This window comes from Bradyrhizobium valentinum, from assembly GCF_001440405.1.
In the GTDB taxonomy this organism is placed as follows: Bacteria; Pseudomonadota; Alphaproteobacteria; order Rhizobiales; family Xanthobacteraceae; genus Bradyrhizobium; species Bradyrhizobium valentinum.
Genome location: NZ_LLXX01000151.1, coordinates 1 through 17,899, shown reverse-complemented (window position 1 = coordinate 17,899; position 17,899 = coordinate 1). Strand labels below are relative to the sequence as shown.

Genomic DNA, 17,899 nt, shown 5'->3' with positions numbered 1-17,899 from the left:
TGCGATGATGGTGTCCCCGATGCAGAAGATGTCGCTTCGCGTGCGCGGTTTGTTGGATGATCGCAGCGGTCTTGCGGCGGTCGAGTTTGCCATGATTTTTCCGATGATGTTGGTAATGTTCTTCGGAGTGGTCGAGCTTTCGGCGGCCATTTCTGCGGATCGCAAGGCCACCCTGGTAGCGCGAACGCTTTCCGATCTGACGTCTCAGGCGAAGAGTGTGGCGGATGCCGATCTGAAAAATTTCGGTGAAGCGGCAAAGGCGATCATGACACCTTACCCGCCATCACCGTTGATATCCTCGATTACGGAGCTTTACGTCGATGACCCCTCGGGCGTCGCTCGGGTTCAGTGGAGCAAGGGCTTGACGATCGATGCATCAGGCAATGTCTCGATCGCGCCGACGGCGCCTCATAACCCGGGTGACGTTGTGCCGCTACCGTCAACTCTCACCGCGGCCAAGGGGACATACGTGATCTGGAGCGAGGTCAGCTACAAATATACGCCGGCCGTCGGTTATATGCTGGCGAAGACTGGCCTCACCTTTAAAGATGCCGCCTTCACGCGTCCGCGCCTGGTGCTTTGCGTTATATATCCGACACCCTCGGGTAGCCTTCCCACAGAATGTCCGACGCCGCTGTGACGGCAGCAGTCTCGGACAACCGTCGCAACTTGAACTGTTCACCGCGGCCTTCTCTTGGAGGAGGTAGGGGCGGGCTTGATGCCGCTGCATTGGAAAGCGCCCCGTACGGCAGCGTTACAGTTCAGTGCGGATGGGTCCAAACCCTCCACTGACACACGGCGCCTCTGCCCACGCCACCGTGGGGCTTCAACGGCTGGCACATGATCCAGGAAAGTGGGGAAGCCCGTTTTCCCTCGGGAGCGTTTGCCCGGAGGTTATAACTCAAAGAAAGACATCGGATCCTCATCCGACTGATCGGATCAGGATCTAAAGGGCGCGCCGGCAATGCAGAATTTCTGCATCTATCGTTGCCTGGCCGCCGAACGGACAACCTCAATCTCATCGTGGTCGTTCCGGGCGCCTTGCCGTCTGGGATAGAACGCTAGGAAAAAACGTTGGCCTCATGGGGCCAAGGCCATCCGCCGTCGTGGCCGATTTTGAAGAAGACGGGCCTCGCCGGCCGAACAGCCCGTTGAGGGGCTGATGGCCGGCCCCTTCTGCCAGGTCAGTGCGTGATATGCGCGGTCCGCAGCGCGTGCTTGAACATGGCGTCCAGTGCAGCCTGGATCTCTTGGGGCGTGCTCGCGGTGCGGAAGAAATCAGCCGACGACGCGCATTTCCGCAGGCTGGCCGGAATATACTGAATGTTGTTGTTGGCGTAGGTGCCTTCGTTGCCGGCAAAGCTCGTATTCACGGGATCGATCTTTTCATAGGGAATATAAAGCACGGAAACTTTGATGCCGCGGCCCTTGAGGGCTTCGCAGGAGGGAACGGTCGTCAGGGTGTTCTGGAGATCAATCGTGGTAGCGTGGTTGCTGCCGGACCAGGAACCGTTGGGAACGCCCTTGACCTGGTTGTTCTGTGCGCCGTCGGTGATGAGGAAGACGTAAGGCTGCGGGGTGGTCGGCGTGCTGCCGTCGCCGACGGCGCCGGTGCCGCCGGAGATGAGGCTATTGACCGAAGTAAGCGCGGCACTGATATGCGTGCCGCCGGAGCCAAGGTTTGTATTAACATTTGTGTCAAGCAGCGTGGCAAGGTTTGCGGCCGCGTAGTTGATGGTGCCGGGGGTTTCGGGATTGCCGTTGATGTTTTTGGTCAGCGGAAAATAAGCGTAGAGATACCGAATGAACGGGTAGAGACCGATCTTGAACTGGTCGGGAACCTTCTTGGATTCGTTCGCAGTTTTGAACAACTCGGTCAAGGCGTAGCCGACCGCGTCGAGGCGCAACTGGATGCAGTCGTCGGTGCCAGCGGTCTTGCAGTTTGAAACCGCGGTCAGGCCCCCCCCGGTCAGGCCCGACTTCGGCCCGGGGTTCTTGGGAGCATACAGCGAGTTCGGCAGGCCTGAAACGATGCCAGTCGGCAGTTGCTGCTGTTTGGGATAAGTGTTGTTTGTCATGAGGAGACTTGTGTATCCGCTTTGGCTCACGCGCGAGATTTTATAGCCCAAGCAGTAGTTGTTCGTTGGGTATCCCTGGGTCCCGGTATTGGTGCAGGCGCTGTTCTGCGGCGCAAAATGGCAGGCGAAGGCGCAGCCGGTGGGATATTGGCGATAGTTATCCGGGTTGACTTGGGCAAGCCGCGTCTGCTCGGCGCTCGTCGACGCCAGGCCCATCGACCCCGAGACGTCCAGCGTCAGATAAAAATCGAGATACGGCGGCAGCGAGGCGGCCGAGCTGGAAAAGCCCGTTACCGTCAGCTTCTGAAAGCCGACCACTTTCATGAAGGTTACCGGTACATCGGCAGTGTACTCGACTTTGGCATCCAGCTTGATTCCGGTCTTCGTAACGGTGCTGCTGCGAACCAGATTTTGATAGCCGGTGATCCCGCTCATGTTGGCATCAAAGACATTGTTGGCATCGGTAACGCCGGCGGTGACCGAGCCGTTGCCTGTCATGGTCGAAGCCGCGAGAAAGCCCGGCGACTTCTGTGAAAGCGCGGCGATGCCCGCGGCGTCTGCCGCGGATTGCAGTTTTGCCTTCATTCTGGTCGCCATCGAGTAATCCACCGCACAGCCAATGGCCGATATCAGGGGGATCGCCGCGATCGTGAAAATTACCGCGATGTTGCCGCGTTGATCGCGGCGGAAACGGGAAAGACACTGCTGAAGACCGAATGGCACTAGAACGCCCCCTGGCTATCCAAAGTGCGTGATCGTAGCCGCAGCCCCCTAAGTGCCCCTTAATCTGATTGCCGAAAAACAGGCTGATCTCGGATGTGACCGATTCCAGGAGCCGTCGGTTACGATCTCTTTACTACTTTGGGTCTGTGAAGGCTTGGGCTCCGTGAAGGCGCCACGCCTGCGCTTTCTTCGTCGATCGCTACATCGCTCGCATCAACCAAATAAGAAAGGCCGCGCATCAGCGCGGCCTTTCTATATTTCGAACGGGATTTCTCGGCCGAGGCCGGAGGAAATCCCTTATCCGGCGGCGCGCAGATTGTCGGCCGAAGATTTGCCAGAGCGGCGATCTGCCACGATTTCGTAGGAGATCTTCTGGCCTTCACGCAACGTTCCGAGGCCGGCACGCTCGACAGCGCTGATGTGCACGAACACGTCATTGCCGCCGTCATCCGGCTGGATGAAGCCATAGCCCTTGGTTGCGTTAAACCACTTCACGGTTCCCATGCTCACGGGGGTAGTCCCTTCTCAGATATACAAGTCGTAGTCCGCCTCTCGACGGGCTGGTGAGATCGAATTTTTGGAAGGGTCGTCAGCGTCTAAACCGGCTGTACCGGTGGATAGCTAATGTCGTCCGGCCGAAAATCGATGCTCAATATTATTCGATAGTAGTGTTCAAAACAATCCTGACGTGCACGATTTTTTGATTCGGCCGGCCAGCCGCCCTCGCTCGCGCACGATATGGCGTATCGGGCGCGATTTTGGGAGGCGTTTGCGGGCGCGTTACCGGCGGCGGAACTGGCCGCCGCGCGGCGGCCCACTACGCGGGGCTCCGGTACTGGGACGCTCGTCCTTGTGACGGAAGATCAGGCGTCCCTTCTCCAGATCATAGGGCGACATTTCGATCGTGACCCGATCGCCTGCCAGCGTCTTGATCCGGTTCTTCTTCATCTTGCCGGCGGTGTACGCAACAATTTCATGTCCGGCGTCGAGCTGCACGCGGTAGCGCGCGTCGGGGAGGATTTCGGTCACCAGTCCTTCGAACTGGATCAGCTCTTCTTTAGCCATGGTGGTCTCCAGGTCGATCGAGGCTTAGCGCTGCGGTCGGTGGGTACGGTTGGGTTGAGTATTCGGACGGCTCTCGCGATGCAAGAAGGCGACGCCCTGAATGCCCTCACTTTTCCCGCCTTGGCTCTTACCGGCCTGCTGCGCCGGGCGCGGCTGTTCGTGCCGGTTCGGCTGCGGCGGCGCATTATTACCACCACCGCGGCGGGGACGGCGAGGGCCTTTTGAAGCCTGTACGCCGTCATTGGAACGGACCGTGTGGGCGCGCGGCGCCGACCGTCCGCCCCGGTGCTGGGCGGGGTGCTGCGAGGTTGCCGGCGCGGCGTCCCGGCTGCCCGGCGTGCGGCGGTCTTCCCGCGGCAGTGCAATGCGAATCAGCCGTTCGATGTCGCGCAGATAGCCCATTTCCTCGGCGCCCGCGATCAGCGAGATCGCGATGCCCTCGGCGCCGGCGCGGGCGGTGCGGCCGATGCGGTGGACATAGGTTTCGGGAACGTTGGGCAGGTCGTAATTCACGACATGGCTGATGCCGTCGACGTCGATGCCGCGGGCGGCAATGTCGGTGGCAACCAGGGTGCGGATCTCGCCGGTGCGGAACGCCGCCAGCACGCGCTCGCGGTGGTTCTGCGACTTGTTGCCGTGAATGGCGTTGGCGTTGATGCCGGCCTTGGCCAGCACCTTCACCACCTTGTCCGCGCCATGCTTGGTGCGGGTAAAGACCAGCGCACGGTCGACCGGTTCCTGCTTCAGAAGCTGCGCCAGCACCGCCGGTTTGGCGGCGAAATCGACCTGGATGATGCGCTGGGTGATCCGGTCGGCGGTTGCTGCCACCGGCGTCACCGCCACGCGGGCGGGGTCGCGCAGCATGGCTTCGGCGAGTTCCGCAATGTCCTTCGGCATGGTGGCCGAGAAGAACAGCGTTTGACGCTTGATCGGCAGTTTGGCGACGACTTTGCGGATGTCGTTGATGAAGCCCATGTCGAGCATGCGGTCGGCTTCGTCGAGCACGAGGAACTCGACCTGGTTAAGCTTCAGCCCGTTGCTCTGGACGAGGTCGAGCAGACGGCCGGGGGTTGCCACCATCACCTCGACGCCCTGCATGACAGAGCGGACCTGGCGGCCCATCGGCACGCCGCCGATCGCCAGCGCCGAGCTCAGGCGGATATGGCGACCATAGGCGTTGAAGCTGTCGAGGATCTGGCCCGACAATTCGCGGGTGGGCGAGAGCACCAGCACGCGGCAGCTCTTCGGCTGCGGCCGGATGCGGTTCTCCAGAATGCGGTGCAGGATCGGCAGCGCAAAGGCCGCGGTCTTGCCGGTGCCGGTCTGGGCGATGCCGACGACGTCACGGCCGGTCAGTGCGATGGGGATGGTCTGGGCCTGGATAGGCGTGGGCGTGTGGTAATTTTCTTCCTTGAGTGCACGCGAGATGGGATCGGCAAGGCCGAAATCCTGAAAGGAGGTCAAAAGGTGGTTCTTTCCATTAAAAAAGGCAGGCGCCCGGCGATGTCTGCCAGGAGCGCGCGAGTGTGTCTGAGACACCCGCGTGTTTGGGGCGTCGGTTTTGCTAGCTGAAGGGGGCAAGCCAGAAACCGCAAAACGGGATCAGAACACGCGGCTCGCAAGGACCCGATGATTCTCTAGGTCACGCGCATCATATGGAGCACCCGCGCCGCGCTTTCAAGGTGAATTCCACGCGCGCTGTCCGCGCGGTTAAGGAAAAGGCTTGCCAGACCGCGCCACGACGCCCGCTGGAAGCCCAAACGATCAAAAATCGTGCAAGAAATTTAGCCAAATTGCGATATTTGCCCAAAAATTAGATTGTTTGCCGCCAAAGCATACATTTTTTCAGCCTAAAAAGTGGGCAGATTTGGCGCCGCCGGTTTCCGCGCGCTCGGGATTCCCAAGCGATTAGATGGGCTTACTCTCTTCCCAAACCGTGGCATGGTTCTTGCGATTCCGTTAATGCAGGCGGCCGTGGGGCCGTTTCGCAGCGTTTAACGTCTGCGTCAGGGAGATGACACCTCATGCTTACTCAATTGACTCACGATATAGCGACGGTGAGCCGCCGTCGCTGGCTGGCGGCCACCGCCGGCCTGGTTTTGGGCTTGGCTGCGTTCTCCAACGCCAAGGCGCAGGAGACCATCAAAGTCGGCGTCCTGCACTCGCTCTCCGGCACCATGGCCATCAGCGAAACCACGCTGAAGGACACCGTCCTCTTCCTGATCGACGAGCAGAACAAAAAGGGCGGCGTGCTCGGCAAGAAGCTCGAGGCTGTCGTCGTCGACCCCGCTTCGAACTGGCCGCTGTTTGCGGAAAAGGCGCGCGAGCTGATCACCAAGGACAAGGTTTCGGTCGTGTTCGGCTGCTGGACCTCGGTGTCGCGCAAGTCCGTGCTCCCGGTGTTCAAGGAGCTGAACTCGATCCTGTTCTACCCCGTGCAGTACGAGGGTGAGGAGAGCGAGCGCAACGTGTTCTACACCGGTGCTGCTCCGAACCAGCAGGCGATCCCCGCCGTCGACTACCTGATGAAGGACGAGAAGGTGAAGCGCTGGGTGCTGGCCGGCACCGACTACGTCTATCCGCGCACCACCAACAAGATCCTCGAAGCCTACTTGAAGTCGAAGGGCGTCAAGCAGGAAGACATCATGATCAACTACACGCCGTTTGGTCATAGTGACTGGCAGACGATCGTGGCCGACATCAAGAAGTTCGGCTCGGCCGGCAAGAAGACCGCCGTGGTCTCCACCATCAACGGCGACGCCAACGTTCCCTTCTACAAGGAGCTCGGCAACCAGGGCATCAAGGCGACCGACATTCCGGTTGTCGCATTCTCGGTCGGTGAAGAAGAGCTCGCCGGCATCGACACCAAGCCGCTGCTCGGCCATCTGGCCGCCTGGAATTACTTCCAGTCGATCAAGGACCCGGCCAACGAGAAGTTCATCAAGGCCTGGCAGGCCTACACCAAGAATCCGAAGCGCGTGACCAACGATCCGATGGAAGCGCACGTCATCGGCTTCGAAATGTGGGTCAAGGCGGTCGAGAAAGTAAAGTCGACTGATCCGGACAAGGTAATCGACGCGCTGCCCGGCATCGAAGCCAAGAACCTGACCGGCGGCACCTCCAAGATGCTGCCGAACCATCACATCACCAAGCCGGTGTTCATTGGCGAAATCAAAGCCAACGGCCAGTTCGACGTGGTGTGGAAGACCCCTGGCCTGGTAGCCGGCGATGCATGGTCAAAGGAACTCGAAGGCTCCAAGGACCTGATCGGCGACTGGGTCGGCAAGAAGTGCGGCAACTACAACACCAAGACCAACAAGTGCGGCGGCCAGGGCTCCTGATCACCGCGTGACTTGAAACAAGAAGACTTCCAAGAAAACTATCCAAGTACTTCCAAGAGACCGGAGAAGGCGGCGATGCCGCCGCCTTCTCCCCACACTCCTGCCGGGGTTGTATTGTGTCTGCCAATTTCCTCGACCGTCTTCGCGCGGTTTTGCTCGCAATCCTTTTGACGACAGCCTTCGCGGTGCCGGCGCTGGCAGGTCCGTTCGAGGACGCAGTCGCCAAATTCGCCAACGATGACTTTTCCGACACTGATGAGGCGATCGGCGCGGTCGCGGCTTCGGGCAATCCGCTGGCCTTTCCCATCATCAGCGCGCTGCAGGAAGGAAGGCTATCGGCCGATCCTGAGACCAAGAAGGTTTTCGTGACGGGGGCCGACGGCAAGATCATCGATGCCGCCACTGGCGCGGCCGTCGACAAGCTGCCCGACAATGCGGCCGCCGTCCGCCTCAATAACCGTCTGCGCCGCGCTGTGGAAGCAGCCGTTGGTAGCCTGACGCTGCTGTCGCCCGATCCGGCCAAGCGCATCGCGGCCGCGCAGTCGGTTTTCAAGAGCCATGAGGAGAGCGCGCTCCCCGTCATCGACGGCGCGCTGGCGAAAGAAACCAACAAGGCTGTCAAGGCGGCGTTCGCCGAGGCTCGTGCCGCGATCCTGCTTTACAAGCCTGACGCGACCGAGGTCGAAAAGCTCGAAGCCGTCGCCATCGTCAAGGCGAAGGGCGATCAGGAAGCGATGGCGCTGCTGACGGGTCTTAGCAACGACGTGCCGCCCAATGTCGCGCGTGCGGCCGCGAGCGCGATCGCCTCGATCCAGAGCAATCTTGCAACGTGGTCGATGGTGCAGAATGCCTGGTACGGCCTGTCGCTCGGCTCGGTGCTGCTGCTCGCGGCGATTGGGCTGGCCATCACCTTCGGCGTCATGGGCGTCATCAACATGGCCCATGGCGAGATGGTGATGTTAGGGGCCTACACCACCTTCGTGGTGCAGGAGGTCATCCGCACCAGCTATCCCGGCCTGTTCGACTATTCGCTGCTGATCGCAGTGCCGCTGGCGTTCCTCGTCGCCGGAGCGGTCGGCGTCCTGATCGAGCGCGGCATCATCCGCTTCCTCTATGGCCGCCCGCTGGAAACGCTGCTGGCGACCTGGGGCCTGTCGCTGGTGCTGCAGCAGGCCGTGCGCACCATGTTCGGTCCCACAAACCGCGAGGTCGGCAATCCCTCCTGGATGAGCGGTGCGTTCGAACTCGGGCAGATCACCATCACCTATAATCGGCTCTGGATCCTCTGCTTCACGCTCGCAGTGTTCGTGATCCTGCTCGCCATGCTGCGCTACACCGCGCTCGGGCTCGAGATGCGCGCTGTAACGCAGAACCGCCGCATGGCGGCCTCGATGGGTATCGCTACCTCACGGGTCGACGCGCTGACCTTCGGCCTCGGCTCGGGCATCGCCGGGATCGCCGGCGTGGCGCTGTCGCAGATCGACAATGTCAGCCCCAACCTCGGCCAGAGCTACATTATCGATTCCTTCATGGTCGTCGTGTTCGGCGGCGTCGGCAATCTCTGGGGCACGCTGGTCGGCGCCTTCACGCTCGGTATCGCCAACAAGTTCCTGGAGCCGGTGGCGGGCGCCGTGCTCGGCAAGATCGCCATTCTGGTGCTGATCATCCTGTTCATCCAGAAACGGCCGCGCGGCCTGTTCGCGCTCAAGGGCCGGGCGGTGGAAGCATGACGCCGCACGTTCTGACGCGTTCGCTGGACCGTAGCGCATCCATCTTTATCCTGGTGGTCGCGGGCCTCGGCGTGCTGATCCCGCTCTCCAACCTGCTGCTGCCGGCGGGCTCGGCGCTGCAGGTGCCCACCTATCTGGTCGCGCTGTTCGGCAAATACGCCTGCTACGCCATTCTCGCGCTCTCGATCGACCTGATCTGGGGCTATTGCGGCATTCTCTCGCTCGGCCATGGCGCGTTCTTCGCGCTCGGCGGCTACGCGATGGGCATGTACCTGATGCGCCAGATCGGCAGCCGCGGCGTCTACGGCAATCCGATCCTGCCCGATTTCATGGTGTTCCTGAATTATCCAAGCCTGCCGTGGTACTGGTACGGGTTCGACATGTTCTGGTTCGCGGCGCTGATGGTTCTGCTGGTCCCGGGCCTGCTCGCGTTCTGCTTCGGCTGGCTGGCGTTCCGCTCCCGCGTCACCGGCGTCTATCTCTCGATTATCACCCAGGCGATGACCTATGCGCTGCTGCTGGCGTTCTTCCGCAACGATTTCGGCTTCGGCGGCAATAACGGCCTGACCGACTTCAAGGACATTCTCGGCTTCAACGTGCAGGCCGACGGCACCCGCGCGGCGCTGTTTGCACTAAGCTGCCTGGCGCTGATCCTGACCTTCCTGATCTGCCGGGCGGTGGTGACCTCGAAGCTCGGCAAAGTGCTGATCGCGATCCGCGATGCCGAATCCCGCACGCGCTTCCTCGGCTACCGCGTCGAGTCCTACAAGCTGTTCGTGTTCACGCTGTCGGCCTGCATGGCCGGCGTCGCCGGTGCGCTCTACGTGCCGCAGGTCGGCATCATCAACCCGAGCGAATTCGCGCCGGGCAATTCGATCGAGGCGGTGATCTGGGTCGCGGTCGGCGGCCGCGGCACGCTGGTGGGAGCGGCGCTCGGCGCCGTCGTCGTCAACTATGCCAAGACCTTCTTTACGTCGGGTCCGCTGGCGCCGTACTGGCTGTTCATGCTGGGCGCGCTGTTCATCCTGGTGACGCTGCTGTTGCCGAAGGGCATCGTCGGCACCTTCTCCGCATGGCGGGAGTCCCGGAAAGCAACGGAAAAGGCCAATGCTGAAAGCGCTGCGCGCGAAGACGGCGTCGGCGAACCGAACCCGGCGGAGTGAGCGTATGAGTGTCATGGAGGGAAGGACCACTTCCGCGCTGCTCTATCTCGACGGCGTGCATGTCTCGTTCGACGGCTTTCACGCCATCAACAATCTGTCGCTGACGCTCGAGCCCGGCGAGATGCGCGCCGTCATCGGCCCGAACGGCGCCGGCAAGACCACGATGATGGACATCATCACCGGCAAGACCAAGCCGGATGAGGGCACGGTGCTGTTCGACGGCATCACCGACCTGACGCGGCTCGACGAAACCCGCATCGCCGAACTCGGCATCGGCCGCAAATTCCAGAAGCCGACGGTGTTCGAGAGCCAGACCATCGAGGACAATCTGCTGCTGGCGCTGAACGTCGATCACAGGGTCAAGGGCACGCTGTTCTGGCGCGGAAACAAGGCCGAGGCCGAGCGGATCGGCCGCGTGCTGGAAACCATTCGGCTCACGGATGCCCGCAGCCGGCTCGCCGGAAGCCTGTCGCACGGCCAGAAGCAGTGGCTCGAGATCGGCATGTTGCTGGCGCAGGATCCGAAACTGCTTTTGGTCGACGAGCCGGTCGCCGGCATGACCGACGTCGAGACGCACCAGACCGCGGAGCTGCTCAAGGAAATCAACAAGGAGAAGACGGTCATGGTCGTCGAGCACGACATGACCTTCGTGCGCGAACTCGGCGTCAAGGTGACCTGCCTGCATGAAGGCACGGTGCTGGCGGAGGGGACCATCGATCAGGTCTCGTCGAACGAGCGGGTGATTGAAGTGTATCTGGGGCGCTGATCCATGCTGAAGGTCGACAATATCAGCCTCTACTACGGTGCAGCCCAAGCTTTGCGCGGCGTCTCGCTGTCCGCCGAGCCTGGCAAGGTGACGTGCGTGCTCGGCCGCAACGGCGTCGGCAAGACCTCGCTGCTCCGCGCCATGGTCGGCCAGTACCCGATCGCGGGCGGGTCGATCACGCTCGACGGCAACGACATTACCGGCCTGAAGCCCTACGAGCGCGCCCGGCGCGGCATCGGTTTCGTGCCGCAGGGCCGCGAGATCTTTCCGCTGCTGACGGTGGAAGAAAATCTCAAGACCGGCTTCGGGCCGCTGAAGCGCGAGGACCGCTACATCCCCGACGACGTGTTCTCGCTGTTTCCGGTGCTGAATACGATGCTCGGTCGGCGCGGCGGCGACCTCTCCGGCGGCCAGCAGCAGCAACTCGCGATCGGTCGCGCTTTGGTGATGCGTCCAAAATTGTTATTATTGGACGAGCCGACCGAAGGCATCCAGCCCTCGATCATCAAGGACATCGGCCGCGCCATCTCGTATCTGCGCAGCCTCGGCAACATCGCGATCGTGCTGGTCGAACAATATCTCGACTTTGCCTGCGAGCTCGGCGACAATTTCGCAGTCATGGACCGCGGCGCGGTGAAATATGCCTGCGACCGCGCCAACCTCGATCCCGCCGAGATCAGCCGCCAGATGGCGCTGTAACGTCGCGCTTCGAGCGTTGCGCCATAACGCGGTTTTGGGGGACGGATGCGGACCGATAGCACGCGCGCCAACGCTGCGACATTTGCGGCCAACCGCGCCCAGGGCGTGGTGAGGTTCGGCGTGCATCTGCAAGATGGCGTCACCCGCCGCGGGGACCTGCATGAATCCGGCTCGCTGCGCGTGCGCTTTCCTTCTCCTGAGCAAGAGGGCCTGTCCGGCGTATTCGTCAACACGGCCGGCGGCATCGCTGGCGGCGACTGTTTCGATATCGACATCACGGCAGGCGAGGGAGCCCGGCTGACGCTGACGACGGCGGCGGCCGAAAAGGTCTATCGCGCGCCTGGTGCTGCGGCCCAGCTCAGCATCGCCCTGAAGGCAGAGCGCGGAGCGCATCTCGCCTGGCTGCCACAGGAGACCATCCTGTTCGACCGCGCGCGCATCTCGCGCCGCATTGATATCGACCTAGCCGAAGACGCCTCACTTCTGCTCTGCGAAATCGTGCTGTTCGGCCGCGCCGCGATGGGCGAAACGATGCGGCACGGCGAATTCGTCGACCGCTGGCGCCTGCGCCGCGGCGGCAAGCTGGTGTTCGCGGAGACCGTCCGGCTCGATGGCGACATCGGCGCAAAACTGGCGCGGCGGGCGATCGCCAACGGCGGCGTCGCGATCGGCACCGCGCTGATCGTGCCCGGCGACGCGGCGCTGGTGGAGCGGATCCGCGAGACATCCGAGACGTTCCGCGGCGAGGTCGGCATCTCCTGCTGGAATGGATTTGCAATGGCCCGTTTCTGTGCCCAAGATGCCGCCCGGCTCCGCGCCGATATGATGGCTGTGCTCGGCCGCGCCAGCGGCGAGGCGTTGCCAAGACTTTGGCTTAACTAAAAAGGCTTTGGCTAAATTAGGTCTTCAATCACCAGAGTGCTCGCATGAATCTGTCTCCCCGCGAAAAGGACAAGCTCTTGATCTCGATGGCGGCCATGGTGGCGCGTCGCAGGCTGGAGCGTGGCGTCAAGCTCAACCATCCTGAAGCCGTCGCCATCATCTCCGATTTCATCGTCGAGGGCGCGCGCGACGGCCGCACCGTTGCGGAGTTGATGCAATCAGGTGCACAGGTGCTGACCCGCGCGCAGGTGATGGATGGCATCCCCGAAATGATCCACGATATCCAGGTTGAAGCGACATTTCCCGACGGCACCAAGCTCGTCACCGTGCATGAGCCGATCCGGTGAGGTGCGCGGATTTATTGACCTCGTCATGGCCGGGCTTGTCCCGGGCATCCGCGTCTTTCTTTCCCAAGGAGTCAAAGACGTGGATGGCCGAGACAAGCCCGGCCATGACGCAGCCATACACCGCGAGGTACCAGCCATGATCCCCGGCGAACTCTTCATCAAGGACGGCGAGATCGAACTCAATGCCGGCCGCAAAACCGTGACACTCACCGTCGCCAATACCGGCGATCGTCCGATCCAGGTCGGCTCGCACTACCATTTCTTCGAAACCAACCCCGCGCTGAAATTCGATCGCAAGAAAGCCCGCGGCATGCGCCTCGACATCGCCGCCGGCACCGCGGTGCGCTTCGAGCCCGGCCAGACCCGCGACGTACAACTCGTCGCCCTCGCCGGCAAGCGCACCATCTACGGCTTCCGCGGCGACGTGATGGGGAAGCTGTGATCCGATGTGAGGTGGGCACGCTGACGGGGCTCCCTCCCCCCTTGCGGGGGAGGGTTGGGGAGAGGGGTATGCCACACGACGAGGTCAGCAAAGTTCAGCGGGATCGCGCCAAGCGGCTAAGGCGCGAGATGACCCGTGCGGAAACGCTGCTGTGGCGCCATCTAAAGGCGAACCGACTTTCCGGACTTGGATTTCGCCGCCAAGTCCCGATGGGCAATTACATCGCGGATTTCGTTGCTCACACTTGCAAGCTCGTCATTGAGGTCGATGGCGAGAGCCACGATTTTGAGGAGCGCATTCGACACGACATTACGCGTGACCGATGGTTCGAGTCTCGCGGCTATCGCGTACTGCGCTTCACCAACAACGACGTAATGAAGAATCTTGAGGGCGTCGTTCTTTTCATTCTGCAGGCAGCGGAGCAAGCGGCACCCCTCTCCCTAACCCTCTCCCGCAAGGGGAGAGGGAACCTATCCGCCGGTGCGTCCCTGACTGATGAGGGCATCGAGGAGCAGTCGTGATGCAATCTGAGGTGAGCACGCTGGTCAGGCTCCCTCCCCCCTTGCGGGGGAGGGTTGGGGAGAGGGGTGGCCGCGAGTCCCCAAGCCCGCAATGGGCACGAAACACTGAACGCTGGAGCCTGACATGTCCGTAAAAATCAAACGTAGCGTCTATGCCGACATGTTCGGGCCGACCACCGGCGACAAGGTGCGGCTCGCCGACACCGATCTCATCATCGAGGTCGAAAAGGATTTCACCACCTATGGCGAGGAGGTGAAGTTCGGCGGCGGCAAGGTGATCCGCGACGGCATGGGGCAGTCGCAGGTCACCAACCGGCAGGGGGCGGCCGATACCGTCATCACCAATGCGCTGATCGTCGATCACTGGGGCATCGTGAAGGCCGACGTCGCGATCAAGGAAGGCATGATCGCCGCGATCGGCAAGGCCGGCAATCCCGACATCCAGCCCGGCGTCACCATCGTGATCGGGCCCGGCACCGATGTCATCGCGGGCGAAGGCAAGATCCTCACCGCCGGCGGCTTCGACAGCCATATCCATTTCATCTGTCCGCAGCAGATCGAGCACGCGCTGATGAGCGGCGTCACCTCGATGCTCGGCGGCGGCACCGGGCCCTCGCACGGCACCTTTGCGACCACCTGCACGCCGGGCCCCTGGCACATGGCGCGGATGATCCAGTCGTTCGACGCGTTCCCCGTCAATCTCGGCATTTCAGGCAAGGGTAACGCGGCGCGGCCCGCCGCGCTGGTCGAGATGATCAAGGGCGGCGCATGCGCGCTGAAGCTGCACGAGGATTGGGGCACGACGCCGGCCGCGATCGACAACTGCCTTAGCGTGGCCGACGATTACGACATCCAGGTGATGCTGCATTCGGATACGCTCAATGAATCCGGCTTCGTCGAGGACACGGTTAAGGCCTTCAAGGGCCGCACCATCCACGCCTTCCACACCGAGGGCGCCGGCGGCGGGCATGCGCCTGACATTATCAAGATTGCCGGGTTGAAGAACGTGCTGCCGTCCTCGACCAACCCGACGCGCCCCTTCACGCGCAACACCATCGATGAGCATCTGGACATGCTGATGGTGTGCCATCATCTCGATCCCTCAATCGCCGAAGATCTCGCCTTTGCCGAAAGCCGCATCCGCAAGGAGACGATTGCCGCCGAAGACATCCTGCACGATCTCGGCGCGCTCTCGATGATGTCGTCGGACTCGCAGGCCATGGGCCGGCTCGGCGAAGTCATCATCCGCACCTGGCAGACCGCCGACAAGATGAAGAAGCAGCGCGGCGCGCTGCCCGAGGACAAGGGCAACGACAACGACAATTTCCGCGTCAAGCGCTACATTTCGAAATACACCATCAATCCCGCGATCGCGCACGGCGTCTCGAAACTGATCGGCTCGGTGGAAAAAGGCAAGCTCGCCGATCTCGTGCTGTGGTCGCCGGCCTTCTTCGGCGTGAAACCTGATTGCATCATCAAGGGCGGCTCGATCGTGGCGGCGCCGATGGGCGATCCCAATGCATCGATTCCGACGCCGCAGCCCGTGCATTACCAGCCGATGTTTGCCGCGTTTGGCAAGTCGCTGACCGCGTCCTCGGTGGTGTTCACGTCAAAGGCTGCCATCACTGGCGGGCTGGCGCGCAAGCTCGGCATAGAAAAGAAGCTTTATCCCGTCAAAAATACCCGTGGCGGCATCTCCAAGAAGAGCATGATCCATAACGGCGCCACGCCCAAGATCGAGGTCGATGCCGAAACCTATGAGGTGCGCGCAGATGGCGAGCTTCTGACATGCGCGCCGGCCGAGGTCCTGCCCATGGCGCAGAGGTATTTCATGTTCTAAAGCGCGATCAGCAAAAGTGGATTCCGGTTTTGCGTCCGATCGCGCTTCTGAGTTAAGGTCCGTCCCGGAACTCAAGCCAGAACAAAAGTCCGGGAGGATCTAGTGATCTACGTCGTTGCCACGCTGACCGTGAAGCCCGAAATGCGCGCCGAATTCATTGCCGCTGCCACTGACTGCATCAAGGAAACCCGGAAAGAGCCGGGCAACATCGCCTATGACCTGCATGAAAGCGTCACCGATCCCTCCAAGATGGTGTTCGTCGAGCAGTGGGAGAACGCCGAAGCGCTGGTGCCGCATCGTGGCGCCGAGCACATGAAGACGTTTGGCCGCGTCGCCGTGAAGTGCATGACGGCGCCGCCGAAGATCGAGGTGATCACGCCCGAAAAGGTCGACGTCCGCTAATCAAAGAAAAACAAGGGATAAGCTCATGATCTACGTCATCGCCACCACGCCGATGAAGCTGGAAAATAAGGACGACTTCATCAAGGGGCACAAGGCCTGCACCGCCGAAACGCTCAAGGAGAAGGGCTGCATCTCCTATGATGGCCATGTCAGCGTGAACGATCCCAATCTGTATGTGGTGGTGGAGCGCTGGGAGACCCGCGACGACCTCAACGCGCATGGCCGCGCGCCCCATATGAAGGTGTGGCGGGAGTATTCTTCGCAGATGAAGACGGCGCCGACGGTGATCGAGATCATCAGCGACGGCAAGGTGGAGAAATTTTAGTGAATATGCGTCGTGGCACATTCGGTGGCTTCATCCTTCGAGACGCGCGCAAGAGCGCGCTCCTCAGGATGAGGTCTAAGACCCTCATGGTGAGGAGCGCGGCACCGCCGCGCGTCCTCGGACGATGCTTGCATCGCCGATCGAACCACGAGGCCACGATGTTCAAACTTGCTCCAGGCGGCCTCACATGATCCGCGCGACAACAGTCCTGGGCCAGCATCACTGGACGCAATCGGCGGCCGATACCGTCGTGCTCGATTTCGACGATCGGCACCGGCGGCGGATGGCGATGACCGGCACACGCGGGCTGGAATTCCTGCTCGACCTCGAAAACGCGGTGGCGCTGCGCGGCGGCGACGCGCTGGTGTTGGAAGACGGCAGGCTGATCGAGGTGGTCGCAGCCGCCGAGCCCTTGATCGAGATCAGGGGCGCCGACCCGCTGCATTTGGTTCGCATCGCCTGGCATCTCGGCAACCGTCATCTGCCGACCCAGATCATGCCGAAGGGCCTGCGCATCCGCCGCGACCACGTCATCGAGGCCATGGTGAAAGGATTAGGCGCGCGCGTCATCGAGATCGAGGCGCCGTTCGATCCCGAGGGCGGCGCATATGTGCAGGCGGCGCATGATCATGCCGCACACGATCACAGTCACCATCATCACGGTGATCACGACCATCACGGCGATCACGACCACCATCACCACGACGAGCATTGCGACCACGATCATCACCACCACGATCACTCCCATGCTCATGACCACAAGTGAGCCCGCGCAGGTCGACGCGAGCAGCGGAATGAATGCGGATGAGGCGGCGGCGCTGTACAGGCTGATGACCTGGCTGTCGCCGTCCTTTCCGGTCGGCGCATTTTCCTATTCCAGCGGCATCGAATGGGCGGTGGAGGGCGGCGACATCACGGACGCAGCGTCGTTGCGCGACTGGCTGGCCGCGATGCTCAGCGAGGGCTCAGGCTTCTGTGACGCCGTGTTCCTGGCGCAGGCGTATCGCGCGGCCGCCGCGCAAGACGACGCCGCCTTGCGCGAGATTGCGGAACTTGCGGCCGCTTTCGTGCCTTCGCGCGAGCGCCAACTCGAGACCGCGACACAGGGCCGCGCCTTCATCGACATCGTGCGATCGGCCTGGGCCTGCGACGGGCTCGACAACATGGTCGCCGCGTGCGGCGGCGGCACGGTCTATCCCGTCGCGGTCGGCGTCGTCAGCGCCGCCCATGCCGTACCGCTGGCGCCGGCGATGCATGCCTTCCTGCATGCCGTGGTGTCGAACTGGATTTCCGCCGGCGCCCGCCTCGTGCCGCTCGGACAAACCGACAGCCAGCGCATTCTCGCTGGCCTCGAAGCCGATGTCGCCGCCACCACCGGGCGCGCGCTCACATCTTCGCTCGATGATCTCGGCAGCGCCACCTTCCGCGCCGATCTCGCCAGCCTCCGCCACGAGACGCAGTACACGCGGTTGTTCCGGTCATGAAGTGCGACCGCTCTTTCCACCCGTCGTCCCCGCGAACGCGCTAGTTGATTCGCACATCTTTGAGGGTCTCCCACGCCGATGCCACGCCCAA

19 protein-coding genes are annotated in these 17,899 nt (G+C 62.1%); 15 read left to right on the top strand and 4 right to left on the bottom strand.

Annotated features, from left to right (window positions below; translation table 11 throughout):
• The first annotated feature begins 19 nt into the window (after positions 1–19).
• On the top strand, positions 20–640 hold the full coding sequence (locus CP49_RS26830; protein WP_082646264.1) for a TadE/TadG family type IV pilus assembly protein: 621 nt from the start codon (positions 20–22) through the stop codon (positions 638–640).
• 544 nt (positions 641–1,184) lie between these two features.
• On the opposite strand, the gene CP49_RS26825 is transcribed toward CP49_RS26830, so the two are convergent.
• From CP49_RS26825 to CP49_RS26810, 4 genes are all read right to left on the bottom strand, one after another.
• Positions 1,185–2,801, bottom strand: coding sequence for a TadE/TadG family type IV pilus assembly protein (locus tag CP49_RS26825; RefSeq protein ID WP_057853168.1), 1,617 nt, complete (start codon positions 2,799–2,801; stop codon positions 1,185–1,187).
• A 297-nt stretch (positions 2,802–3,098) separates the two neighbouring features.
• Positions 3,099–3,311, bottom strand: a complete 213-nt coding sequence (locus tag CP49_RS26820) for a cold-shock protein (RefSeq protein WP_002714433.1) — start codon at positions 3,309–3,311, stop codon at positions 3,099–3,101.
• A 270-nt stretch (positions 3,312–3,581) separates the two neighbouring features.
• Positions 3,582–3,866, bottom strand: a complete 285-nt coding sequence (infA, locus tag CP49_RS26815) for a translation initiation factor IF-1 (protein ID WP_057853167.1) — start codon at positions 3,864–3,866, stop codon at positions 3,582–3,584.
• A 24-nt stretch (positions 3,867–3,890) separates the two neighbouring features.
• A complete protein-coding gene (locus tag CP49_RS26810; protein WP_057853166.1) occupies positions 3,891–5,330 on the bottom strand; it encodes a DEAD/DEAH box helicase in 1,440 nt (479 codons plus the stop codon).
• 560 nt (positions 5,331–5,890) lie between these two features.
• Here CP49_RS26810 and urtA point away from each other — a divergent pair.
• The 14 genes from urtA to CP49_RS26735 all read left to right on the top strand — a co-directional run bounded on the left by urtA (position 5,891) and on the right by CP49_RS26735 (position 17,808).
• On the top strand, positions 5,891–7,207 hold the full coding sequence (urtA, locus tag CP49_RS26805) for an urea ABC transporter substrate-binding protein (protein WP_057853165.1): 1,317 nt from the start codon (positions 5,891–5,893) through the stop codon (positions 7,205–7,207).
• A 116-nt stretch (positions 7,208–7,323) separates the two neighbouring features.
• Complete coding sequence (gene urtB, locus CP49_RS26800) at positions 7,324–8,937, top strand: urea ABC transporter permease subunit UrtB (RefSeq protein WP_057853164.1); 1,614 nt, start codon at positions 7,324–7,326, stop codon at positions 8,935–8,937.
• Positions 8,934–10,100 (top strand): urea ABC transporter permease subunit UrtC, encoded by a 1,167-nt coding sequence (gene urtC / locus CP49_RS26795; protein ID WP_057853163.1) that lies wholly within the window; start codon positions 8,934–8,936, stop codon positions 10,098–10,100. The genes urtB and urtC overlap by 4 nt, the downstream gene beginning before the upstream one ends.
• Before the next feature lie 4 nt (positions 10,101–10,104).
• Positions 10,105–10,866: an urea ABC transporter ATP-binding protein UrtD gene (gene urtD / locus CP49_RS26790; RefSeq protein WP_057853184.1), complete on the top strand. Its 762-nt coding sequence runs from the start codon at positions 10,105–10,107 to the stop codon at positions 10,864–10,866.
• A 3-nt stretch (positions 10,867–10,869) separates the two neighbouring features.
• The gene (gene urtE / locus CP49_RS26785; RefSeq protein ID WP_057853162.1) at positions 10,870–11,565 is read left to right on the top strand and encodes an urea ABC transporter ATP-binding subunit UrtE; all 696 of its coding nucleotides are present in this window, start codon (positions 10,870–10,872) and stop codon (positions 11,563–11,565) included.
• A gap of 45 nt (positions 11,566–11,610) precedes the next feature.
• Positions 11,611–12,447, top strand: coding sequence for an urease accessory protein UreD (locus CP49_RS26780; RefSeq protein ID WP_057853161.1), 837 nt, complete (start codon positions 11,611–11,613; stop codon positions 12,445–12,447).
• A 44-nt stretch (positions 12,448–12,491) separates the two neighbouring features.
• Positions 12,492–12,794 (top strand): urease subunit gamma, encoded by a 303-nt coding sequence (locus CP49_RS26775; RefSeq protein ID WP_057841053.1) that lies wholly within the window; start codon positions 12,492–12,494, stop codon positions 12,792–12,794.
• A gap of 136 nt (positions 12,795–12,930) precedes the next feature.
• A complete protein-coding gene (locus tag CP49_RS26770) occupies positions 12,931–13,236 on the top strand; it encodes an urease subunit beta (protein ID WP_057853183.1) in 306 nt (101 codons plus the stop codon).
• Positions 13,237–13,304: 68 nt separating this feature from the next.
• The gene (locus CP49_RS26765; RefSeq protein ID WP_057853182.1) at positions 13,305–13,757 is read left to right on the top strand and encodes an endonuclease domain-containing protein; all 453 of its coding nucleotides are present in this window, start codon (positions 13,305–13,307) and stop codon (positions 13,755–13,757) included.
• Between the two features lie 124 nt (positions 13,758–13,881).
• Positions 13,882–15,597 carry an urease subunit alpha gene (gene ureC / locus CP49_RS26760; RefSeq protein WP_057853160.1) on the top strand — a complete coding sequence of 572 codons (1,716 nt, stop codon included), beginning with the start codon at positions 13,882–13,884 and terminating at the stop codon, positions 15,595–15,597.
• 102 nt (positions 15,598–15,699) lie between these two features.
• On the top strand, positions 15,700–15,999 hold the full coding sequence (locus tag CP49_RS26755; protein WP_057853159.1) for a putative quinol monooxygenase: 300 nt from the start codon (positions 15,700–15,702) through the stop codon (positions 15,997–15,999).
• 25 nt (positions 16,000–16,024) lie between these two features.
• A complete protein-coding gene (locus CP49_RS26750) occupies positions 16,025–16,324 on the top strand; it encodes a putative quinol monooxygenase (RefSeq protein WP_057853158.1) in 300 nt (99 codons plus the stop codon).
• A gap of 187 nt (positions 16,325–16,511) precedes the next feature.
• Entirely contained in the window at positions 16,512–17,090 is a 579-nt protein-coding gene (ureE, locus tag CP49_RS26740) for an urease accessory protein UreE (RefSeq protein ID WP_057853156.1), read from the top strand.
• Positions 17,071–17,808: an urease accessory protein UreF gene (locus CP49_RS26735; RefSeq protein ID WP_057853155.1), complete on the top strand. Its 738-nt coding sequence runs from the start codon at positions 17,071–17,073 to the stop codon at positions 17,806–17,808. Before ureE ends, CP49_RS26735 begins: the two co-directional genes overlap by 20 nt.
• Positions 17,809–17,899 lie beyond the last annotated feature (91 nt).

Excerpts from the sequence above, each read along its gene's own strand:
- urtD (WP_057853184.1), top strand. The coding sequence starts at position 10,105 with ATGAGTGTCATGGAGGGAAGGACCACTTCCGCGCTGCTCTATCTCGAC.
- urtA (WP_057853165.1), top strand. The coding sequence starts at position 5,891 with ATGCTTACTCAATTGACTCACGATATAGCGACGGTGAGCCGCCGTCGC.
- CP49_RS26770 (WP_057853183.1), top strand. The coding sequence starts at position 12,931 with ATGATCCCCGGCGAACTCTTCATCAAGGACGGCGAGATCGAACTCAAT.
- CP49_RS26830 (WP_082646264.1), top strand. The coding sequence starts at position 20 with ATGCAGAAGATGTCGCTTCGCGTGCGCGGTTTGTTGGATGATCGCAGC.
- infA (WP_057853167.1), bottom strand. The coding sequence starts at position 3,866 with ATGGCTAAAGAAGAGCTGATCCAGTTCGAAGGACTGGTGACCGAAATC.
- CP49_RS26765 (WP_057853182.1), top strand. The coding sequence starts at position 13,305 with ATGCCACACGACGAGGTCAGCAAAGTTCAGCGGGATCGCGCCAAGCGG.
- CP49_RS26775 (WP_057841053.1), top strand. The coding sequence starts at position 12,492 with ATGAATCTGTCTCCCCGCGAAAAGGACAAGCTCTTGATCTCGATGGCG.
- CP49_RS26750 (WP_057853158.1), top strand. The coding sequence starts at position 16,025 with ATGATCTACGTCATCGCCACCACGCCGATGAAGCTGGAAAATAAGGAC.
- urtE (WP_057853162.1), top strand. The coding sequence starts at position 10,870 with ATGCTGAAGGTCGACAATATCAGCCTCTACTACGGTGCAGCCCAAGCT.
- CP49_RS26780 (WP_057853161.1), top strand. The coding sequence starts at position 11,611 with ATGCGGACCGATAGCACGCGCGCCAACGCTGCGACATTTGCGGCCAAC.
- CP49_RS26735 (WP_057853155.1), top strand. The coding sequence starts at position 17,071 with ATGCTCATGACCACAAGTGAGCCCGCGCAGGTCGACGCGAGCAGCGGA.
- ureE (WP_057853156.1), top strand. The coding sequence starts at position 16,512 with ATGATCCGCGCGACAACAGTCCTGGGCCAGCATCACTGGACGCAATCG.
- urtC (WP_057853163.1), top strand. The coding sequence starts at position 8,934 with ATGACGCCGCACGTTCTGACGCGTTCGCTGGACCGTAGCGCATCCATC.
- ureC (WP_057853160.1), top strand. The coding sequence starts at position 13,882 with ATGTCCGTAAAAATCAAACGTAGCGTCTATGCCGACATGTTCGGGCCG.